This is a genomic window from Pseudoalteromonas sp. Z1A2, from assembly GCF_011378755.1.
Classification (GTDB): Bacteria; Pseudomonadota; Gammaproteobacteria; order Enterobacterales; family Alteromonadaceae; genus Pseudoalteromonas; species Pseudoalteromonas distincta.
The window spans coordinates 1-20,688 of sequence record NZ_WTKX01000015.1 but is presented as its reverse complement, the minus strand read 5'-3'; the positions used below and the strand labels follow the sequence as shown (position 1 = coordinate 20,688).

Genomic DNA, 20,688 nt, shown 5'->3' with positions numbered 1-20,688 from the left:
CTTAATTTAAGTTACAGGCTTCAAGGCCTGATAAACGCATGCGTACTTCAAGCTCTGGCAATTGGCGTGGTTTAACGCCCGCTAGACCTTTTGCAAAAGCACGAATATGCGCAGGCGTGGTGCCACAACATCCACCTACTATATTAATAAAGCCCGATTTACCCCAATCGATAATTTCGGCTGCCATTTCAGGCGCTTCTAAGTCGTATTCACCAAACTCATTAGGCAAGCCCGCATTAGGGTGTACCGATGTAAAGGTTTCGCACACGCGCGAAAGCTCTTCTACATATTGGCGCAGTAAATCAGGGCCAAGCGCGCAGTTTAAACCAATCGAAATAGGCTTAATATGGCGAATAGAGTTATAAAATGCTTCGGTTGTTTGCCCAGAAAGCGTACGACCAGAAGCGTCGGTAATAGTGCCCGAGATCATAACTGGTAATGTGCGCCCTGCTTGTTCAAAGGCTTCTTCTACACCAAACGAGGCGGCTTTTGCATTAAGCGTGTCGAATATAGTTTCGATTAGTATTAAATCGGCGCCGCCTTCCATTAATGCAAGGGTAGACTCTACATACGCAGTAACTAGCTTATCAAAAGTAACGTTTCGGTAACCCGGATCGTTTACGTCTGGCGAAATTGAACACGTTTTAGATGTCGGCCCTAAAACACCGGCTACATAGCGCGGTTTTTCTGGCGTTTTAGCCGTAAATTCATCGCAAATTGCGCGTGCTAATTTAGCCGACTCTAGGTTTATTTCACGGCTTAGGTTTGCCATGTCGTAATCTTCCATCGAAATAGTGGTCGAGTTAAACGTGTTGGTTTCGATAATATCGGCGCCCGCTGATAAAAAACCACGATGAATATCAGTGATTAAGTCGGGCTTGGTTAGGCTTAATAAATCGTTATTACCTTTAATTAATACATGCCAGTCTTTAAAACGCTCTCCGCGATAGTCTTCTTCTTCTAGCTTATGATCTTGGATCATGGTGCCCATTGCGCCATCTAAAATTAAAATGCGTTCTTTTAATGCGGCACTTATTTCGGCTTGCTTATTATTTGTAGGCGCGTTATTCGGCATAGTTGTTAGTCCTCACGTCTTGGCTAACTAAATTAATATCATACGGTGTGGTTTGGTACACGTAGTAATTTAACCAGTTCGAAAAAAGTAAAAAAGCATGGCTTTGCCACGTTTTTGAAGGTTGTTTGGTTGCATCGTCATCCGGAAAGTAATTTTCGGGCTTTGGTGCATTAGGGCTTTTTTTACAATCGCGCTCGTATTCTGCTTTTAGCGAGTCGGCGTCGTACTCTGGGTGGCCGGTTATAAACACTTGGCTACCCGATTTATTTTTAAGTAAGTAAGCCCCTACTCGCTCAGAACCTGCCAGTACAACGAGTTCTTCACAGGCGTTTATTTTATTTATATCAATATGGCCGTAGCGTGAGTGCGGTACCAAAAAGGTATCGTCGAATCCGCGAGTCAGTGCACCGTGATCAAAATAACACTGGTGAGTAAATACGCCACACAGTTTATCGTCTTTTAAATCGCGTTTTAAATTGTAACGGTGATATAACGCTGCATGCGCTGCCCAACACGAAAATAACGTAGAGGTAACGTGTTGCTCAGCCCAATCAATAATGACCTTTAGCTCATCCCAATACGCTACATCGTCGTATTCTAAATGCGCAAGTGGCGCACCGGTTACTATTAATGCATCGTAATTGTTGTCTTTAACCTCAGAAAAGTAACGGTAAAAGGTATCAAGGTGCTCTTCTGAGTTGCTGCTACTGCGGTGAGTGTCGAGGCGCAGTAGTTCTACGTTTACTTGCAAAGGCGAATTGGCAAGTAAGCGAATAAACTGAACTTCGGTTTCTACTTTATTAGGCATCAAGTTTAAAATAGCCAAACGCATTGGGCGTATTTCTTGCGTTTTTGCACGACTTTTTGGCATTACAAATACGTTTTCTTGACGTAAACGTGCAATTGCCGGCAACTCGTCTTTTACTGTAATTGGCATACTTTACTCCTGCTCATAAAAACCGAGGCTTAATTATGAACTGAAAGTAAAAAATATCAACCTCTAGATGTATAGATGTCCAAATGAAATTTATTCATGATTTTATACTTTACTTACAAGCATCCTTTGGTGCTTTAAAACCCGCCATTCGTTGACTGTTTCACCCGTCAGCCACTACAATACAACATTGAAATTTTTATTATTATTTGAAGGCTTTCCTCCATGGTTTTACCTGATAAATTTATATTCTCGATGAGTCGAGTATCTAAGGTTGTGCCACCTAAGCGCACTATCTTAAAAGATATTTCGTTGCACTTTTTTCCTGGCGCTAAAATTGGTGTGCTTGGTTTAAACGGTTCTGGTAAATCTACGTTACTACGTATTATGGCCGGTGTTGACCAAGATTTTGAAGGTGATGCACATCCTCAGCCTGGTACTAAAATTGGTTATTTACCGCAAGAACCTGTTTTAGACGAAAGTAAAACAGTACGTGAAACTGTTGAAGAAGCTGTTGGCGAAGTTAAACATGCACTTAAACGTCTTGACGAAGTGTATAACGAATACGCCATGGAAGACGCTGACTTTGACGCACTTGCAAAAGAGCAAGGCGAGCTTGAAGCTGTTATTCAGGCGCACGATGGTCATAACATCGACAACGTTTTAGAACGCGCAGCTGATGCACTTCGCCTGCCAGAGTGGGATGCTAAAATTGAGCACCTTTCAGGTGGTGAGCGTCGCCGTGTTGCTATATGTCGATTATTACTTGAAAAACCAGACATGCTTATCCTTGATGAACCTACTAACCACTTGGATGCTGAGTCGGTTGCATGGTTAGAGCGCTTCTTACACGATTACGAAGGCACTGTTGTGGCTGTAACGCATGACCGTTACTTCCTTGATAATGTAGCTGGTTGGATATTAGAGCTTGACCGTGGTGAAGGTATTCCATGGGAAGGTAACTACTCTTCTTGGCTTGAACAAAAAGATGCGCGCTTACAGCAAGAACAAAAATCTGAAAAAGCACGTCAAAAATCAATTGCGCAAGAACTTGAATGGGTTCGTTCAAACCCTAAAGGTCGTCAAGCTAAGTCAAAAGCACGTATGGCTCAGTTTACTGAAATGCAGCAGTCTGATTACCAAAAACGTAACGAAACTAACGAGATGTTTATTCCACCTGGTCCGCGTTTAGGTGACCAAGTACTTGAAGTAACTAATCTTCGTAAGAGTTTTGGCGATCGAGTTTTAATTGATGACTTAAGCTTTAGCATGCCAAAAGGTGCCATTGTGGGCATTATTGGCGCGAATGGCGCGGGTAAATCAACGCTGTTTAAAATGATAAGCGGTGAGCAAACGCAAGACAGCGGTAACATCAGCGTTGGCGAAACAGTACACCTAGCTACTGTTGATCAGTTCCGCGACGGTATGGACGAAAGCAAAACTGTTTTCCAAGAAATATCAGACGGACAAGACGTACTGAAAATTGGTAACTTTGAGTTCCCAAGCCGAGCATATGTAAGTCGCTTTAACTTTAAAGGTAACGATCAGCAAAAGTTTGTTAAAGACCTATCAGGTGGTGAGCGTAACCGTTTACACCTTGCTAAGTTATTAAAAGCTGGCGGCAATGTGTTACTACTCGATGAGCCAACCAATGACTTGGACGTTGAAACACTACGTGCACTGGAGAACGCTATTTTAGAGTTCCCAGGTTGTGTAATGTGTATCTCGCATGACCGTTGGTTCCTTGACCGTATCGCTACACATATTTTAGATTACCGTGATGAAGGTCAAATTAACTTCTTTGATGGTAACTACACTGAATATGAAGAGTGGCTTAAAAAGACCCTAGGCGCTGAGGCAACTCAACCTAAACGTATTAAGTACAAAAAAATTGGCTAAAAATATTGGTTAATTTTATGTTTGTATAACTTAAGCCCTGCACTTTGCAGGGCTTTTTTATGTCACCAGCATTACAGGAGTACATCTTGCTAGCATGTAGAGAATTACCCGCTATGCTTAATTTATTATAAAAACAGTAAGGCTAAATTAGGTTATGCAAAATCGTCGACAGTTTTCTCGTGTGCTATTTTCAACTAACGCTCTGTTATGTTTTGATAGCCAACAGTATCCGTGTAAATTACTCGATCTATCGTTACATGGCGCGTTGGTTACTAATTGTGATGCATTTATTGGCAGCCACAATACGCAAGCAATACTGCGTTTTACATTACCTCAAAGCGATATAGAAATAAAAATGGAAGTAGTGATTTGCCATATTGAAGCCGATCATATTGGTTTAAAATGCCATCACATTGATATAGACAGTATTACTTATTTAAAGCGTTTAATAGAGCTAAACTTAGCCGATGATGAGCTACTGCATCGCGAATTAGCGTCACTTATTAATGACTCACAATAGACTCATTCTCTTAAGTTGATTACCATAGCGCAAACTTTATAAAGCTTGTAAATATGCGCTTAAATCCTCATTTGCCTTTGGTATACCATCCTAACTACTCGTTTAGCTTTGATCCTAAGCATCGCTTTGTAATGAGTAAATTTGCACATTTATATCAACATGTTGCAGAGCTTGGTTTAATCGGCAGTAACCTAGTTGAGCCAATATTAGGCACGCCAGAGCCGCTTGAGCTTGTGCATTGCGATAATTATATCCAAGATTTATGGCACAACCGCTTAGATGAAAAAGCCATGCGTCGCATTGGTCTACCTTGGTCAAAAGAGCTTATGGCACGTACATTTACAGCCCCTCAAGGAACGCTACAGACAGCCCGCTTAGCACTTAAACACGGTATAGCGTGTCATCTTGCTGGTGGTACACATCACGCACATAATGACTTTGGTTCAGGTTTTTGTATGGTTAACGATTTGGCCTTTACCACGCAAACTTTAATTAAATCGGGTGAGGTAACTAACGTACTTATTTTTGATTTAGACGTGCACCAAGGTGATGGCACAGCTGCAATGTTACAGCATCAACCCTATGCGTATACTTGCTCTATCCATTGTGAAAAAAACTTCCCCTTTAGAAAGTCCGCTAGCGATTTAGACATTGGCCTGGCAAATAATATGAAGGACGACGAATACCTTGCCATAGTTAACGAAACACTAAGTTATTTACTTAAAGAGCTAAACCCAAGCTTAGTACTTTACGATGCTGGCGTTGATATTTGGCAAGGTGATGGCTTGGGTAAGTTAGATATTAGCTGGGATGGCATAGCTAAACGTGACCATTTAGTGCTAAAACGCTGCCTTGAACACAATACACCTGTAGCTACTGTGATAGGTGGAGGTTACGATAGAGATCACCTACGCCTCGCTAAACGCCACGCTATTGTTGTTGAACAAGCTGCTGGCTTTTAGTTTGAAATGAAAATGTTAAATTATCGTTCTTGTTTAATATGTAAAATAAAAAAGAGCATATTATGAAACAGCTATTTATTACCATCACGCTAATTTTATTAAGCTTTACAGCTTACGCACAAGATACAAGCTCAGAAGCAACATATCCTAAATTGCCTACATTAAATTTACAAATGGCTGATGGGTCGCCACTCAACACTCAAGATTTATTAGGTCAACCTTACGTTTTACACTTTTGGGCAACGTGGTGCCCGTACTGTAAAAAGCTACAGCCAGCACTTCAAAAAATTGATGATATGGGCTTAAAAGTTATTGCCGTGAGCTTTAAAGAAGATGACGATGCTACTCCCGCTAAAGCACTTAGCGAAAGAGGTTATACTTTTAAAACAGCTGTAAAAGCCGATGCAATAGCACAGCAATTAGGTATACGAGGCACACCTACTACATTGTTTGTAAATAAAGAAGGCAATGTAATTTGGCTGACTAATACGTCAAACCCAGAAGATCCAAATCTTCATTTAAATGCACGAACATTGTTGCACTCCATAGACATGGCAACTGAGTAACTTATTGCGCTTTTAACTGATTAGGTGTTAAGCCTGTCCAGCGTTTAAAGGCGCGCCGAAAGTTAGGTATATCGTAAAAAGCTAAATGTTCAGCGACTTGTTCGTTATGTTTAGCGCACAGAGTAAGTAGGTAAATAGCTTTGTGCTTATTTTGCTCATCTATTAACGCTGAAAAGCGTACCCCATTGAGTTTGAGTCTGCGCTTAAATGTAGCTGAGCTCATAGCAAAGTGCTTTGCGGTGCACTCTAAATTAGCACTTGGGTGAGAGTATAAGTATCTGCAGACGGCTTCAATAAAAGTCATGCTAACTACGCTTTTATTATGTAGCTGCGACTGCGCTTGCATAAATCGTAATTGACTCGCGTGCGGGTTTTTAGCCCTTAACATAGTTTTATTTAATACCCAGCGAGTACATGGCTTATCAAAATTTACCTTTAGCCCTAAATTTTGTTCGTATTCTTGAATATGCCGAGGGCGTTTAAAAGCAAAGTCAAACTGACAATGCGGGTAACTTTCGCTCACTCGTTTAAGTAAACTATAAAATGCAGTGCTGTATATCTCTAGCACATAGTGGTAAAGGCTTTCATCAAACCCATGTGCTGGCTGAATATAAATATAAACATTATCGTTTTTAATATACGTTTGGCTAAACAGCAAAGGCGCTAATTGCATTCTTAAAAGTGATAATTGCTTTAATACTTGAGCTAAATTATCGCTATATTTTAATGCCTGAGCTTCGGCTCGAGTGTCGTTAATAAGTTGGCTACCGAGTAAAAAACCACTGTCAGTACTTTTCATCAACAACTTAAATTGAGCTAATAAACGCACCTGCTGAGACACACTAAATGTATGCTGAAAATTAAGTAAGTCTTGTTCAAAAATACCGGTACCGCGTAGCAGCTTATGTAAATTTATGTTTCGGCTTTGAGCAAGCTCTACAGCTGACGTAATAAGCCCTTGAGCGCTTAAATATTTGTCGTCTTGGCTAACAAACATGTGCACGGTGCGCTACTTTTAGTTGATGCTTTTTTTGTTGTAATTGACTATGCAATTGGCTTGTTAGTTTACCTGTACTGCTATGCGTATTACCTTGTATTAAGGCGGTAGTGACATATTGAAACTTTGCTTTTTTAGATGCTTCAACTTTAAATGCACAATGCTTTAGAGCTCCTTTAATTTGTGCCATCAACTCTTTAGCTTGCTGCTCTGTGGTGGCTGGCATCAATACCATAAAGCAATCTCCTGCGTAGCGGCACACTACATCACTTAGTCGGCAATTCATTAACAATAGCTCGCTAATTTCACGCAGTAACCGGTCGCCCTCACTAAAGCCAAACTCACTATTAAAATGCGAAAAATCACGAATATCAATAGCCCCAAGCCAGAGTGGTTGTTTGCTCGTAAGTTGCTCTTTAATTGCAGAATCTAGGTACTGCGCCTTATAAAGACCTGTAACTGAACACACCTTATCGTGCTCACGTAAATGCGCTTCACGGCGGCGTAGCTGAAGATTTAATACGTACTGCTCTTGATGCCAATAATACAAACCCACACTCGTTAACAACATGCCTAAAGGTGCTGGCAGAGATTCAATCCAACTGAGCCATTGATGGGCGGGATGCATTAGCCATTCATCAAGTAAATCGAGGGTTGCCGAGAACATAAATAACCCAACACCTATCACTAAGTAAGTGGTTACTTTACCCGGTGGTCTTGAAATTAATAACGCGGCAATCCATACGAGAGTCATTAATACAATACCGCCCTCCCCCATAATATCGAGCCACTGAATACTGGCGTAAGTTTTTAATACACCTAAATAACTACTTAAAAACACAGCGCTAAAAAACATCGCAATAATAGCGTTTATTAATAATCGGTGGCTGATAAAGGGGTTAAATCGCATGTGCGGTATCTCGTTTATAAATGAGTTTTAAAGTTAGTTCATACAAGTTTTTGTTAGCAGGGTCATATTAGCTCAGCTATATGACAACTAAATGATACCTACTTTAAAAACAGCCCTGCACGGTACATAACACCTGACTTTACGAGGAGTGATAAAAGCTCAATACGCTCTAGATATTGCTCAAACACCTCTAAATACATGTAGTTAAACTGAACACTGTCACATTTACGTAATCAAATATCTTTAGCTTGCTCGCCATATCAAGAAACAACCCAGCAATAACCAAGAGCAAATACAATGAAAGACTTTAAAATAAAAGCACTGGTAGCCGCATTAGCCTTATGTAATTTAACGGCTTATGCAGAAGATGATGCAAAAGAAACCACAAAAAAAGACATCGAAGTTTCTGACAAAATTGTTGTATACGGTGAAATTGGCTACAGAAACCGCTCAGACGAACTCGCACCAACCTTAGAATATTCACAAGAGTACTTTCAACGTTTTGAACCATTGACCGCAGGTGATGCATTAAAACGAGTACCCAGTGTTACATTTTTATCGGATGTGCTTGAATCGGATGGTGCACGTATGCGGGGGTTAAGCCCTGCTTATACAAAGGTGCTTATAAACGGTGAAGAAGTACCTGGCGCTGGTGCCGACCGTTCATTTTTTGTTGACCGAATTCCGGCTGAGTTAATTGAACGCGTTGAAATTATTCGCTCATCAAGTGCTAACCGCTCAGCCGATGCTATTGCGGGCACATTAAATATTGTATTGCGCGATGGTTACAGTTTAGATGGCGGTTACTTGCGTGCTGGTGGCTTGCTTTATGACGATGGTGAATTTAAAGAAAGCTTGGCTGCTGTGTACGGTACTGAATTTGGTGGTGGGCGCTTATTACTTGGTGCAAATTTACAAGGCAGATATAACCCAAAACAAAAAACTAGTTTGCGCTACGGCGATAGCCCTGAAAACAATATAAATTTTCAAACAGAAGAGTTTGATAACCGCGAAGACCAATCAGACACTCGCGATGGCGACGACACGTCACTTAACTCCAGCTACGAAATTGTTTTTGACGACGATAGTCAGTTTAATATTAGCGCTATGTGGGTTGATACAGAGCGTACTGAGGATGAACGTTCATTTGAATACAACGACCCAACTGCAACCAATAACGATATTGTAAATGGCGGTAACTTAGAAACAGATAATGCCAATGTTAAATATATTGACCAAACTAATTACAACATCAATACCGCTTATGAATTTCCACTACTAAGCGGCACAAGTAAGTTTAAATTTGGCTTTGCTCGGTTTGAAGAGTCTGTTTATGAGCAAGAAGTAGAACTAGATACGTCTGAGCTGCCAATGATATTTGAAGAAGAACAAGCTCGCAGCAACATAGACGATAAAGAATGGACTCTACAGTGGCAACACAGCCAACCTTGGGGTGACAGCAAAGAAATTCAGCTTGGTGCATTTTTACAAAATAAAAAACGCGACAGTGAAATTTTAGAATCGCAAAACGAATTAGAACTTGCACTTACCAGTTGGGATCAATACGCAGCATCACCTTTAACGCTTGCTGCATTTAATAGCGAGTACGAAGCGGTTACTGGTGGTGTAAATACTTTAGAAGAAGATCGCTTTGACTTATTTGCCCTTGTTAAGCACAAAGATGATTTATTTGCTTGGGAGCTGGGCGTTCGCTGGGAGTCTACCGATTCTAAAATTAATGATAAAACAATTGGCGTGACCGAAAATAATAGTTACGACTTTATCCTCCCCTCGGCACACTTTCGTTATAACGTTAGCGAAAATGGGCGTATAAGTGCATCGATTGCGCGTAGTTTACGCCGCCCTGAGTTTGATTTTTTAACGCCGGCACTTATCGAAAAAGAGCTTGGCGATAACGACCAACTAGGGAACCCTGAATTAAAACCAGAATCAGCTTGGGGTATGGACTTAGGCTACGAGTATCGCTTAGGAAAAAGTGGCGTTGTAGGTATTAATTTATTTTATCGCAAAGTAAATGACCTAATAGAAATAGCAAATACAGGACAAGAAGGCTCTGAGGGCGAAGGTACATTTGTACTGCAACCACGCAACACCGGCGATGGTAATGTTAAAGGAGTTGAGCTTGATTTATCTACTCCACTTGGCGCATTTAGCATGCCTAATACGGGTGTATTTTTAAACTACTCATGGCTTGATAGTGAAGTAACCGATTTTTTTGGAACTCGCAAATTTAACGACCAATCAGACTACGTTTATAACATTGGGTTTATTCAAGACTTACCCGAACTCAAAGCTGCATTTGGCGTAACTTACCGTAAGCAAGGTGATGCCTATGGACGTATTGTAGGTGAAGAAATAACTACATCTTACAGTGCCGACTTTGAAGTGTTTTTAGAAAAACGTTGGGAAGATGTAACGCTACGCTTGGTGGGTTCAAACCTACTTGATGCAAGTAAAGACGAAACCTTTAATAAATTTGATACCGTTGAAGATCAGTTTAGTAGAAGCTTTGATGAGTACGAAATTGAATCTGAAGAAGCGGGACCGGTTTATCAACTTATGCTGCGTTACGCGTTTTAAATAAGTTTATGAGGTAATGCTAATCACTTTATTTAGCGCTACCAAACATGAGAGAACTATAATGATAAAAAAAACATTACTGCTAATAACACTTGGCTTATGCAGTATACAAAGCGTATTGGCAAACGTAACGTACACAGATGTATTATACGAGCAACAAAAAATTGCCAACTTGACGGTGCTGCCTAAGAGCTTAAATTTTACGGTTATTGGTGATTGGGGACATAACGGGCACTTTTATCAAAAAGACGTAGCACACCAGTTAGAAATAGCGATGTTTCAAACGGATGGTGATTTTACTATTTCAACTGGCGATAACTTTTATCCCAATGGCGTGGCAAGTGTTAACGACCCGCTTTGGCAAAGTGCCTATGAAGATATTTACCATGGTCCACATACATTCGAGCCTTGGTATGTAGTACTGGGTAATCATGATTATTTAGGTAATGCGCAAGCACAACTTGATTACAGTAAAAAAAGTCAGCGCTGGAATTTACCTGCACGCTATTACAGCAAAACCTTTACTTTAAAAGGTGGCGAGCAGATATTAATGGTGTTTTTAGACACTAATACTTTAAATCCTGAATACAAAACACGCGAAAAATACAAAGCAACTCAAGGGCAAAACAGCCAAGCGCAATTAACATGGTTAGATAGCCAACTATCAAATAGCCAGGCACGATGGAAAATAGTGGTTGGTCATCACCCACTTTATAGCAGTGGAAAACGTTACGGACTTACTGAAGGTTTACGTAATTTACTCGAGCCCATATTTGAGCAAAATGGTGTGCAAGCATACATAGCAGGACACGAACATGACCTGCAACATAACCAAATAGATGGCAGTAAACTCGACCACTTTGTATCTGGTGGTGGTAGCGAAGCGCGTTACGTAAAACAACGTGAATTTACGCGTTTTGCAGAAGCTACTCCAGGATTTTTGAGCTTTTCGATTAACAATGAAGCACTAAAAGCAACGGCTATTAACTATAAAGGCGAAGTGCGTTACAGCACTCAAAAGCGCTTTGACCAATAAAGGGTTACAACATGAACTTTAAATTAAAAACATCTATTAGCTTAATTGTAAGTAGCTTAGTGCTTAGTACATTAAGTGCGTGTAGCAATAGTAATATGGCTACAAATACGGCAGTAAAAAACACATCCGATAAAATAGTCATTAATAGTACTGAATTTGGTCCAACAGATAACATGCAAGGCTCACAAGCGGCATGGTTAAATAATAACAATTGGTTGCTAGCAAGCGAAAGCAAAGGCTTAGTGTTAGTTGAAAGTGAAACGCAACAAAGCCGCATTATAAAAAAAGGTAACTTTGAAGCGCTTGCTGTCACTAAGCTAACAGCACACTCATTTTTGGTTGCAACTATTGATAACAATCAAGATAACGTTGTTATATTTAAGCTTGAGCACACTCAAAGTGGCTGGGATACAATTGAACTAACCCGCATTAACCCACCACAAGCACAACCCGATACGGTGTGTTTATTTGCTAATAAAGCGAGTGAATCAATATCGGCATTTGTACCTGATGTACGCGGGCTAATTACCGAAACTATTATTTTTGATACAGCGAATAATAAAGCGGTTAACGTAAATGTACGTGAATTTTCTGGCGTTAGTGAGGCGTCGGGTTGTGCTGTAAGTACAACAACAAATACCTTATATGTAAGTGAAAGCGAAGTAGGCATTTGGGCAATAAACGCGAACGCGGAATCGCAAGCAGATAAAAAACCGATTGCTTTAGTCGCCCCCTTTGGAAAGTTACACAGTGAACTAGGAGCTATTTCAGCTTCGCAAGATGGTATTATCTGGTTTACTAGTACCAAAAACAATACTGTGTATGCTTATGATCCAATTAGTAAAATGCTTAATAACTGGATGTTAAATGGTGACTTGAGCTTAGAATCGGTAGCGGTAAATTACACAAGTAACAACGCGGCAACGGCAGTGCTGTATAACGACGAAACAGGCGCTTATATTAAAAGTACATTACCTGTAACACCTATCATAAAATCATTAAAAACCAACACTCAATCAATCACTCAAATAAAGGCAAGTGCACAAACGGCTCCCGTTCAAGCATTTGGTGATGCAGCAGACGATCCGGCAATTTGGGTTAACCCTAAAGATGCAGCAAACAGCTTAATTTTAGGCACCGATAAACGCCGTGGACTAATGGTATACAGCCTAAATGGCAAGCTTGAACAGTCACTTGAAGTTGGTCGTTTAAATAACGTAGACCTGCGACAAAATAGCACGATTAAAAACAGTACCAATACATTAATAACTGCCAGTAACCGAACGCTTAACGGTATTAGTGTATTTTCAGTACAAGCTAATAATAGTGTGAAGTACATTGCTGATATTAATACCAATCTTGATGAAATTTATGGCTTATGTATGTACTCGTCAAATACGGGGAACTATGTATTTGTAAATGATAAATCGGGGCTATATCAGCAATATAAAATCAGTGAGAATAACGAAAAAATAACAGGTAAACTTGTTCGCGAGTTTAACCTACCAAGCCAACCAGAAGGCTGTAGTGCAGATGATGAACTAGGACAATTATTTGTAGGCGAAGAAGATGCCGGTATTTGGTTTATAGGTGCAGAGCCAACGGCAGGCAGTACACCGGTTATGCTGCAAGGTATAAATGAGCAACTTGTTGATGATGTTGAAGGTATGGAAATTTACCACAGCGACAAAACACGTTATTTAGTTGTTTCGAGCCAAGGTGATAACAGCTACGTACTGTATAAAATAAAGAATGGTACTGCGGGCATTAAAACACCTAGCTTAGAGTTTGCAGGTAAGTTTAGTGTAATAAGTGATTTGGTTAATGGTATTGATGGCTCATCAGAAACCGACGGGTTAACAGTAACATCTAAGTCTCTTCCGGGTTATCCTGAAGGTATTTTAGTTGTACAAGATGGTTATAATCGTATGCCACAGCAGCCTCAAAACTTTAAAATAATAGATTGGCGAGAAGTAAAAAAAGCAATTAAGTAGTGCTTATTTAGTCGCCATTATTTTAATGTCGCTTTGAGATTACCTTGAAATTGTATAAAAGGCTCATTTGAGCCTTTTATACAATGCTTGGCGTTTAAGTATTAAGTGCAATTAACTCAATGTAATGTATATTTTATACTAAAATTTAAGCTCATAAATTAATTGAGATTATAATGCGCCTACTACTTACTTTATTACTAGTTACTTTAAGTGGCTTTGCTGTAGCAGAAGAAGAAAAAACAGAACTACCACCGGTAGACCCCGCTTACAATGCTGAGCATCCTATGGCTTTGGTTAATCAAGGCTCATCTATAATTGCGATTAACTTACCTAGTTATAATTCTCCAGATGATGTGCAAGTTGTTTATAAAATAGGAACCCCCCGATGTCGCACTCTTAAACTTTGTTAGAAATGCTGAGCTAATCACGGTTAAGCCACAAGCGTTTAATATTCAACATTTAATGCGTGGTGAAGAAATTACGATTATTGCCGATATTTACGAGGGTGATTATCAACAAGGTGGTAGTTTAATTTACTCAAAAAAAGAGCTTGAACTGAGTAAGCAACTGTATGCCAGAGAGCTAAAAGATTTAAGTGAATCATCGCAATGGCAAGATTACGACATGATTAATCTAGGCGGTACTGAGCATATTTATATTCATAAAATTCAACAAGCGCCGAGCTATAACCATCTTATTTTTGTTGATTTAGTTAATGCATGTATGCAAAAGCTTCGTACCTCAAAACGTGTCCCAGCTGAAAATGAGCTTACCTATAAATTTATTAACTGCGGCACCCTTAAACCACTTTATTACAATGCTGATGATTTTAGAAAGTAAAAGGGTGAGAATACTGATGTTCAATTATTTTAATATTTAGGCATAAAAAAAGGCCCTTTCGAGCCTTTGGATTAACTTTGGAATAGTTAAAAATTTTTAAATTAGGTAAGCGTTAATAGCTGTGGAGCAACACTATGATAATCAACAGCCATAGCAATACTTAACGCTGTAATATTAATAATTGAAAATGCGAACACTTTACGTGCCCAGCTACTCATATCAATATTACGACGATAACCGCGCAGCGCCATTAGCAACCACCAAAAGCTGGTAATACAAGCAACAGCCATAAAAGCAGCACCTGTGTAGCCAGTAATTGGCAGTAACATCACAACTAGGGCATATACAGCAATGTAAAGTACGATATGGCGTTTTGCTTTGTCGATACCTTGCGCTACTGGTAATACAGGAATACCTGCAGCTTGATAATCTTTAAAGCGAAAAATAGCAATAGCGTAAGAGTGCGGCATTTGCCACAAGCTAAACATGACTAGCAGTATTAATGCGCCCATATCGAACAGCCCTGTTACGGCGCAGTAACCTACTACTGGCGGTACAGCGCCAGAAAGGCTGCCTACAAAAGTGCCATATACTGAGTTGCGTTTCATGTAGAGGCTATAAACCCCTACATAAATTACGTAGCCAAAGGCTGCAAAAAATACCGCGGCTTGAGTGGTGTAGGCGATAAGTAAACCAAAGCCCACAACACCCAATAAAATACCGTGACTAAGTGCAGCAAAGGCCGACATTTCGCCCGTTACTGTAACCCGCGTACGAGTACGCGCCATGGCCACATCTATGTCTCTATCTATAACATTATTGATAGCGCAACCTGATGCAACCACTAGCGACAAACCAATTAATGTGGCAATCATTAACCATGGGTCTATATCACCGCGCGAGGCAAGTAAAAACCCGCCCGCTACGCTGATCAAATTGCCCATAATAATACCCGGCTTTGTCACTGATAAATAACGACGAAACATCTTCAACTCCTAGTACATCATCATTGCGTTAGATTCATAAATGATCCAAACAGATAACCCAACAACCATTACGATGATCAGAGCACTGAATAGGAATGAAAAAGTACTTGCACGGCCATCTTCGGTGGTAAAATTAAGGTGTAAAAAGTATTTTAAATGCACCCAAATTTGTACGATTGCTAAAGTAACAATGCTCCAAAGCGTTGTTGCTTTTGAGAAGTCACCTTCCATTACCATGTAAAACGGTATAGCAGTTAAAATTACCGATAGCACAAAGCCAATTAAGTAAGTTTTAACACTGCCATGAGATTCATCATGATGATCACTTTGCGTTTGCTTTAACGCATGCGTTTCGCTGTGGCTCATTACATTGCTCCCATTAAATAAACAACGGTAAATACACAAATCCAGACAATGTCTAAGAAGTGCCAAAATAGGCTTAAGCAGCTTAAACGCGTTACGGTTGCTTTACCTAAGCCGCGTTTAGCAACTTCAATCATCATTATGGTCATCCAAATTAGACCCGCTGTTACATGTAAACCATGTAAGCCAACTAATGAGAAAAACGATGTTAAAAAGGCACTTTGTTGTGGACCATTGCCATGCACAATTAGGTGATGAAATTCGTATACTTCCATACCAATAAACACAGCACCTAAACAAAACGTAACAAATAACCAAGTCAGTGTTAGTGCCTTTTTTTGCCCTTGAGCGGCAATCATGGCAAAACCAAAAGTAATACTACTAATCAGTAGTGCTGCAGTTTCTACTGCTACAAAGTCGAGTTCAAAAATATCTTTACCCGATACGCCACCGGCTGTGTTCATAAATAACACAGCGTAAGTGGCAAAAAACGAGGCAAACAGTAGGCAATCGGTCATTAGGTATAACCAAAAACCAAATACGGTATCACCCGAAGTATCGTGGTGATCATGCGCGTGGGCATGATCATCGTGTGATACAGAGTCTAAATTTGCAGAAAGTGTACTCACGCTTTTAACTCCTTAACGCCACTTGAATTATATGCAGCTTCAATGCGTGCAATTTCATCAGGTTGTATATAGTAATCTACATCGCTGGTGTAACAACGTTTGATAAATATGGCAATTCCGCCTACTAGTCCAACCACAGCTAACCACCAAATATGCCAAATCATTGCAAAACAAAATACTGTTAAACTTGCTGCCATTAACACGCCAGCTGATGTGTTTTTAGGCATATGAATAGGACTGTAGTTTGCTTTATCTTGATATGCTTGACCTTTTTCTTTCATATCGGTCCATGCATCAATATCATCAATATGTGGAATTGTTGCAAAGTTATAAATTTGCGGAGGTGAACTTGTAGCCCACTCAAGTGTGTGGCCGTTCCACGGATCGCCTGTTGTATCGTCAAGCGCTTCACGGTCTCTAAAGCTCACATATAATTGAATTACTTGGCTGATAATACCAAACATAATAATTACAGCACCGCCTGCGGCAATGTATAACCACATGTTCCAATCTGGGTTGTTAGTGTGGTTTAAGCGACGTGTCATACCTAAGAAACCAAGTACGTACAGCGGCATAAATGCTACGAAGAAACCAATAATCCAACACCAAAATGATGCTTTGCCCCATTTTTCATTAAGTTTAAAGCCCATTGCTTTAGGGAACCAAAATACAAAACCGGCCAGGTAACCAAACACAGCACCACCAATAATTGTGTTATGGAAATGTGCAATTAAGAATAAGCTGTTATGCAGTACATAATCGGCGCCAGGAATGGCAAGTAATACACCGGTCATACCGCCTACGGTAAAGGTAACCATAAAGCCAAGAGTCCAAAGTACCGGTACACTTATACGTAATCGACCTCGGTAAATAGTAAATAACCAGTTAAACAACTTAACCCCAGTTGGTACGGCAATAACCATAGTCATTACCCCAAAGAACGCGTTAACGTTAGCACTTGAGCCCATAGTAAAGAAGTGATGTAACCAAACAATAAAGCCTAAAATTGAGATTGCACCGCTGGCATAAACCATCGATTTGTATCCAAACAAACGTTTACCGGCAAAGGTCGAAATAATTTCAGAAAAAATACCAAACGCTGGTAATACTAATATGTATACCTCAGGGTGACCCCATGCCCAAAACAGGTTGATGTACATCATGGCGTTACCGCCCAATTCATTGGTAAAGAAGTGGAAGTCTAGATAACGGTCAAGCGTTAGCATTGCAAGTACAGCAGTTAAAATTGGGAATGATGCTGCAATTAAGATGTTTGCCCATGTACATGCCCATGTAAAAATTGGCATTTTCATTAGGGTCATACCTGGTGCACGCATTTTAAACACGGTTGCTAAAAAGTTTACGGCTGTTAGAAGTGTACCGAGCCCGGATATTTGCAAGGCCCAAATATAATAATCGACCCCCACCCCAGGGCTAAAGGTCAGCTCCGAAAGCGGCGGATATGCCACCCAACCTGTTTTTGCAAACTCACCAAACACAAGTGATAAGTTAATTAAAATTGCACCACTGGCTGTAAACCAAAAACTTAAATTATTTAAAAATGGAAAAGCAACATCGCGAGCACCAATTTGAAGTGGTAATACGATGTTCATTAGACCAATCATAAATGGCATTGCCATAAATATGATCATGATTACGCCGTGGGCAGTAAATATTTGGTCGTAGTGTTCTGGTGGTAAATAACCTGGCGCACCACTGGTAGCAAGTGCCAACTGCGCACGCATCATTATTGCATCAGAAAAACCACGAAACAGCATTATTAGTGCTAAAAGAATATACATTACGCCTAAGCGTTTGTGATCAACAGACGTGATCCAGTCGCGCCAAAGCACGCCCCATTTTTTATACTTTGTAATAAGCCCGGCAATAATAAGCCCAGCTATCGCAATAACCGACATCGTGAACACAAGAATTGGCTCATGAAACGGAATTGCGTCGAGTGAAAGATTACCTAATAACGACATTATTATTCCTCGCCTTGGCTGTGAGATGAAGGCATTGAGTGCTCACTCATTTCATGATGCTTTTTACTCATTTGCCCATGTTCGCCCAATGCATGGTGTTTTTTGTTCATATCGCCATGCGCCTGCATATACTTCATAACAATGGTATGAAATAAGCCGTCATCAACTTTTCCGTAATATGCTACTGGGTTATTTTCACTTGCTTTTGCAAGCTCAACATAATTTGCATGAGTCAGGTTATTAGCGCTTGAATTCGCTTTCACATCACTCACCCACTTATCAAAGTCTGCTTGAGTAGGTGTAGCAATGGCATTAAATTTCATGCCAGTGAAACCTGCGCCGCTGTAATTTGCTGAAAAGCCTTTAAACGTACCTGGCTCATTTGCAATTAAATGAAGCTTGGTTTCCATCCCAGCCATTGAGTATATTTGACTACCCAATTGCGGAATAAAAAATGAATTCATTGTGCTCTCTGAGGTGATTTTATATTCAACAGGTACATTTGCTGGGAACACTAATTCATTAACCGTAGCAATACCTTGCTCAGGATATATAAATAGCCACTTCCAGTTTAGTGAAACCACTTCAACAGTAAGATGTTCACCTTTACCTTCAATGGGTTTATAGGGGTCTAAGTCTTGGGTAGACTGCCAGGTAATAACACCTAAAATGATTACAATAACAATAGGAACAGCCCAAACAACGGCTTCAATTTTATTTGAATGAGCCCATTTTGGAGCATAAATTTCTTGGTTTTGAGTGTCTCTATATTTCCAAGCGAAATACAAAGTCATCACAATAACGGGAACGACTACAAGCAACATAAGCACGGTTGCGATGATGATTAAATTTTTCTCATCAATGCCTATCTGCCCTTTTGGATCGAGTATCCCGCCTTTACAGCCTGACAACGCCAGCACTGTACTAGCTAAAGCAATATTACAAAGGTTACGAATTAACAAGGGAGTATCCTACAAACCTAGAGTTTCAATTTGCTGCTTAAAATAAAAACCAAAGCAACGATTTTTCAATAAAAACCCAAGTTAACTAGAATTAAATTATAAAAATAAGGGGGCTATTCAAAAAAACCTAAAGCTCATGCCATTAATGACCTAGCAACAAACCCAGCTTTCTAAACGCATTTATATAACGTAATAAAAGTTAACTTGGGTGAGTGGTGGTTGGCTGAAATGTGTTTAAAAAAACACGGAGCTACTTTGTTTTAGCTAACCTTAATTATTTACAGCAAGAACAAATAATTAAAACCAGCAACAAGATGCAGCGTTACAGGCAACCTGTAAAGCTAGGTGGAGCACGACAACCATGTGAAGAGATCACAGGCTGAAGAACTTTAGCCTCGCTAAAAGCAAAGGCTGCTTTACGGAGGATTATGCCAGCACGACGCGCTGGACAAATATGGAACAATAACCAACAAAGGCCAATAAGTAACTGACTTGATATGATCGGATGAGCTAAAAATTGCGCAAGATTAAGTAACAGTGGCTCTACAATAAACCCATCACTTAATAGCGCTTCAAGCTTGAAGGCATCCTCTAGTGCACCGCTTAGCAACATTACAGTATTAAACACTAATAAAGTTATAGCTACACACACGCCCTTGCCTGCTTTATTCAAGCGTTCACACGTCTGCGGCTCGCCAGAGGCAAGTTCCGTAGCTGTATGATGCAAAGAAAGTGTGTTCAAAAACATTAACCTACTAAAATGACTATAACAAAATTAGAGTAATACAGTTTGCAATGGAAAAATTTAAAAAACATTGCTGTTGTAAACCCTAAAACCAGGTGCTAAATACAATCAAATCCAGCTAGCACATATTTACCTAGCGAAAATTGATCCGTATCAACCAAACTTTCAAAACTTACTGAAAGTTCGAACGTGAGTATAACAAAGAGAATTTTCTGTTCAACTAAAAATCAATTAATTTGAGTTAAGCTTTCGAAGCTATTTTGTTAATAAAAAATAACACGATAAAAAACATTTGGTTAGCTAAAATAAAAAACAATTTAAAGAGAAATATTTAATAGGATTATAGGTTTTCAGGAGGGAGTAATAATTGTGTGGCACAAATAAAAACAGCCCAAATTCAGTCACCACCGAACTTGAGCCGCCTTTCACACTGACAACATCTTCACACACAATATAAAGATTCTTGGTTTACACTGCGTGGCAATTGTAGGGAATAAAAACAACTCAAACTCGTTCTTTATGGAAGTGAATCCACCGAACTTGAGTTGCCTTTCACACTGACAACATCTTCACACACAATATAAAGATTTTTGGTTTACACTGCGTGGCAATTGTAGGGAATAAAAACAACTCAAACTCAGTCACCACTGAACTTGAGTTGCCTTTCACACTGACAACATCTTC

General features: G+C 39.8%; 17 protein-coding genes and 1 pseudogene. 8 read left to right on the top strand and 10 right to left on the bottom strand.

Annotated elements, in window-relative coordinates; genetic code table 11:
- Position 1: 1 nt before the first annotated feature.
- Together GQR47_RS11605 and metA are read right to left on the bottom strand one after the other, a co-directional pair.
- Positions 2-1,075 (bottom strand): homocysteine S-methyltransferase family protein, encoded by a 1,074-nt coding sequence (locus tag GQR47_RS11605; RefSeq protein ID WP_024605362.1) that lies wholly within the window; start codon positions 1,073-1,075, stop codon positions 2-4.
- Positions 1,065-2,012, bottom strand: coding sequence for a homoserine O-succinyltransferase (gene metA / locus GQR47_RS11600; RefSeq protein ID WP_002958117.1), 948 nt, complete (start codon positions 2,010-2,012; stop codon positions 1,065-1,067). Before metA ends, GQR47_RS11605 begins: the two co-directional genes overlap by 11 nt.
- Positions 2,013-2,234: 222 nt before the next feature.
- Between metA and ettA the strand changes: the two genes are divergently transcribed.
- The 4 genes from ettA to GQR47_RS11580 all read left to right on the top strand — a co-directional run bounded on the left by ettA (position 2,235) and on the right by GQR47_RS11580 (position 5,956).
- Complete coding sequence (gene ettA, locus GQR47_RS11595; protein ID WP_024596550.1) at positions 2,235-3,908, top strand: energy-dependent translational throttle protein EttA; 1,674 nt, start codon at positions 2,235-2,237, stop codon at positions 3,906-3,908.
- A 154-nt stretch (positions 3,909-4,062) separates the two neighbouring features.
- Positions 4,063-4,428, top strand: coding sequence for a PilZ domain-containing protein (locus GQR47_RS11590; RefSeq protein WP_002958114.1), 366 nt, complete (start codon positions 4,063-4,065; stop codon positions 4,426-4,428).
- Between the two features lie 53 nt (positions 4,429-4,481).
- The gene (locus GQR47_RS11585) at positions 4,482-5,390 is read left to right on the top strand and encodes a histone deacetylase (RefSeq protein ID WP_024596551.1); all 909 of its coding nucleotides are present in this window, start codon (positions 4,482-4,484) and stop codon (positions 5,388-5,390) included.
- A gap of 62 nt (positions 5,391-5,452) precedes the next feature.
- On the top strand, positions 5,453-5,956 hold the full coding sequence (locus tag GQR47_RS11580; protein WP_138489503.1) for a TlpA disulfide reductase family protein: 504 nt from the start codon (positions 5,453-5,455) through the stop codon (positions 5,954-5,956).
- Position 5,957: 1 nt separating this feature from the next.
- On the opposite strand, the gene GQR47_RS11575 is transcribed toward GQR47_RS11580, so the two are convergent.
- A complete protein-coding gene (locus GQR47_RS11575; RefSeq protein ID WP_165723820.1) occupies positions 5,958-6,959 on the bottom strand; it encodes an AraC family transcriptional regulator in 1,002 nt (333 codons plus the stop codon).
- Positions 6,943-7,863 (bottom strand): GGDEF domain-containing protein, encoded by a 921-nt coding sequence (locus GQR47_RS11570; RefSeq protein ID WP_165723819.1) that lies wholly within the window; start codon positions 7,861-7,863, stop codon positions 6,943-6,945. Before GQR47_RS11570 ends, GQR47_RS11575 begins: the two co-directional genes overlap by 17 nt.
- A gap of 297 nt (positions 7,864-8,160) precedes the next feature.
- Here GQR47_RS11570 and GQR47_RS11565 point away from each other — a divergent pair, with 297 nt between their 5' ends.
- From GQR47_RS11565 to GQR47_RS11550, 4 genes and pseudogenes are all read left to right on the top strand, one after another.
- Complete coding sequence (locus GQR47_RS11565) at positions 8,161-10,464, top strand: TonB-dependent receptor (RefSeq protein ID WP_165723818.1); 2,304 nt, start codon at positions 8,161-8,163, stop codon at positions 10,462-10,464.
- Positions 10,465-10,525: 61 nt separating this feature from the next.
- On the top strand, positions 10,526-11,500 hold the full coding sequence (locus tag GQR47_RS11560; protein WP_165723817.1) for a metallophosphoesterase: 975 nt from the start codon (positions 10,526-10,528) through the stop codon (positions 11,498-11,500).
- A gap of 11 nt (positions 11,501-11,511) precedes the next feature.
- Complete coding sequence (locus tag GQR47_RS11555) at positions 11,512-13,494, top strand: phytase (protein ID WP_165723816.1); 1,983 nt, start codon at positions 11,512-11,514, stop codon at positions 13,492-13,494.
- 173 nt (positions 13,495-13,667) lie between these two features.
- Positions 13,668-14,334, top strand: a pseudogene (locus tag GQR47_RS11550) (hypothetical protein).
- A gap of 101 nt (positions 14,335-14,435) precedes the next feature.
- Here the strand turns inward: GQR47_RS11550 and cyoE are convergent.
- The 6 genes from cyoE to GQR47_RS11520 all read right to left on the bottom strand — a co-directional run bounded on the left by cyoE (position 14,436) and on the right by GQR47_RS11520 (position 20,001).
- Entirely contained in the window at positions 14,436-15,320 is an 885-nt protein-coding gene (gene cyoE, locus GQR47_RS11545) for a heme o synthase (protein ID WP_165723815.1), read from the bottom strand.
- A gap of 9 nt (positions 15,321-15,329) precedes the next feature.
- Positions 15,330-15,686, bottom strand: coding sequence for a cytochrome o ubiquinol oxidase subunit IV (gene cyoD, locus GQR47_RS11540; protein WP_002958101.1), 357 nt, complete (start codon positions 15,684-15,686; stop codon positions 15,330-15,332).
- Positions 15,686-16,312: a cytochrome o ubiquinol oxidase subunit III gene (gene cyoC / locus GQR47_RS11535; RefSeq protein WP_002958100.1), complete on the bottom strand. Its 627-nt coding sequence runs from the start codon at positions 16,310-16,312 to the stop codon at positions 15,686-15,688. Before cyoC ends, cyoD begins: the two co-directional genes overlap by 1 nt.
- Positions 16,309-18,297 (bottom strand): cytochrome o ubiquinol oxidase subunit I, encoded by a 1,989-nt coding sequence (gene cyoB, locus GQR47_RS11530; RefSeq protein ID WP_024596558.1) that lies wholly within the window; start codon positions 18,295-18,297, stop codon positions 16,309-16,311. Before cyoB ends, cyoC begins: the two co-directional genes overlap by 4 nt.
- 2 nt (positions 18,298-18,299) lie before the next feature.
- On the bottom strand, positions 18,300-19,259 hold the full coding sequence (cyoA, locus tag GQR47_RS11525; RefSeq protein WP_165723814.1) for a ubiquinol oxidase subunit II: 960 nt from the start codon (positions 19,257-19,259) through the stop codon (positions 18,300-18,302).
- Positions 19,260-19,581: 322 nt separating this feature from the next.
- Entirely contained in the window at positions 19,582-20,001 is a 420-nt protein-coding gene (locus GQR47_RS11520; RefSeq protein ID WP_002958097.1) for a hypothetical protein, read from the bottom strand.
- Positions 20,002-20,688: the final 687 nt, after the last annotated feature.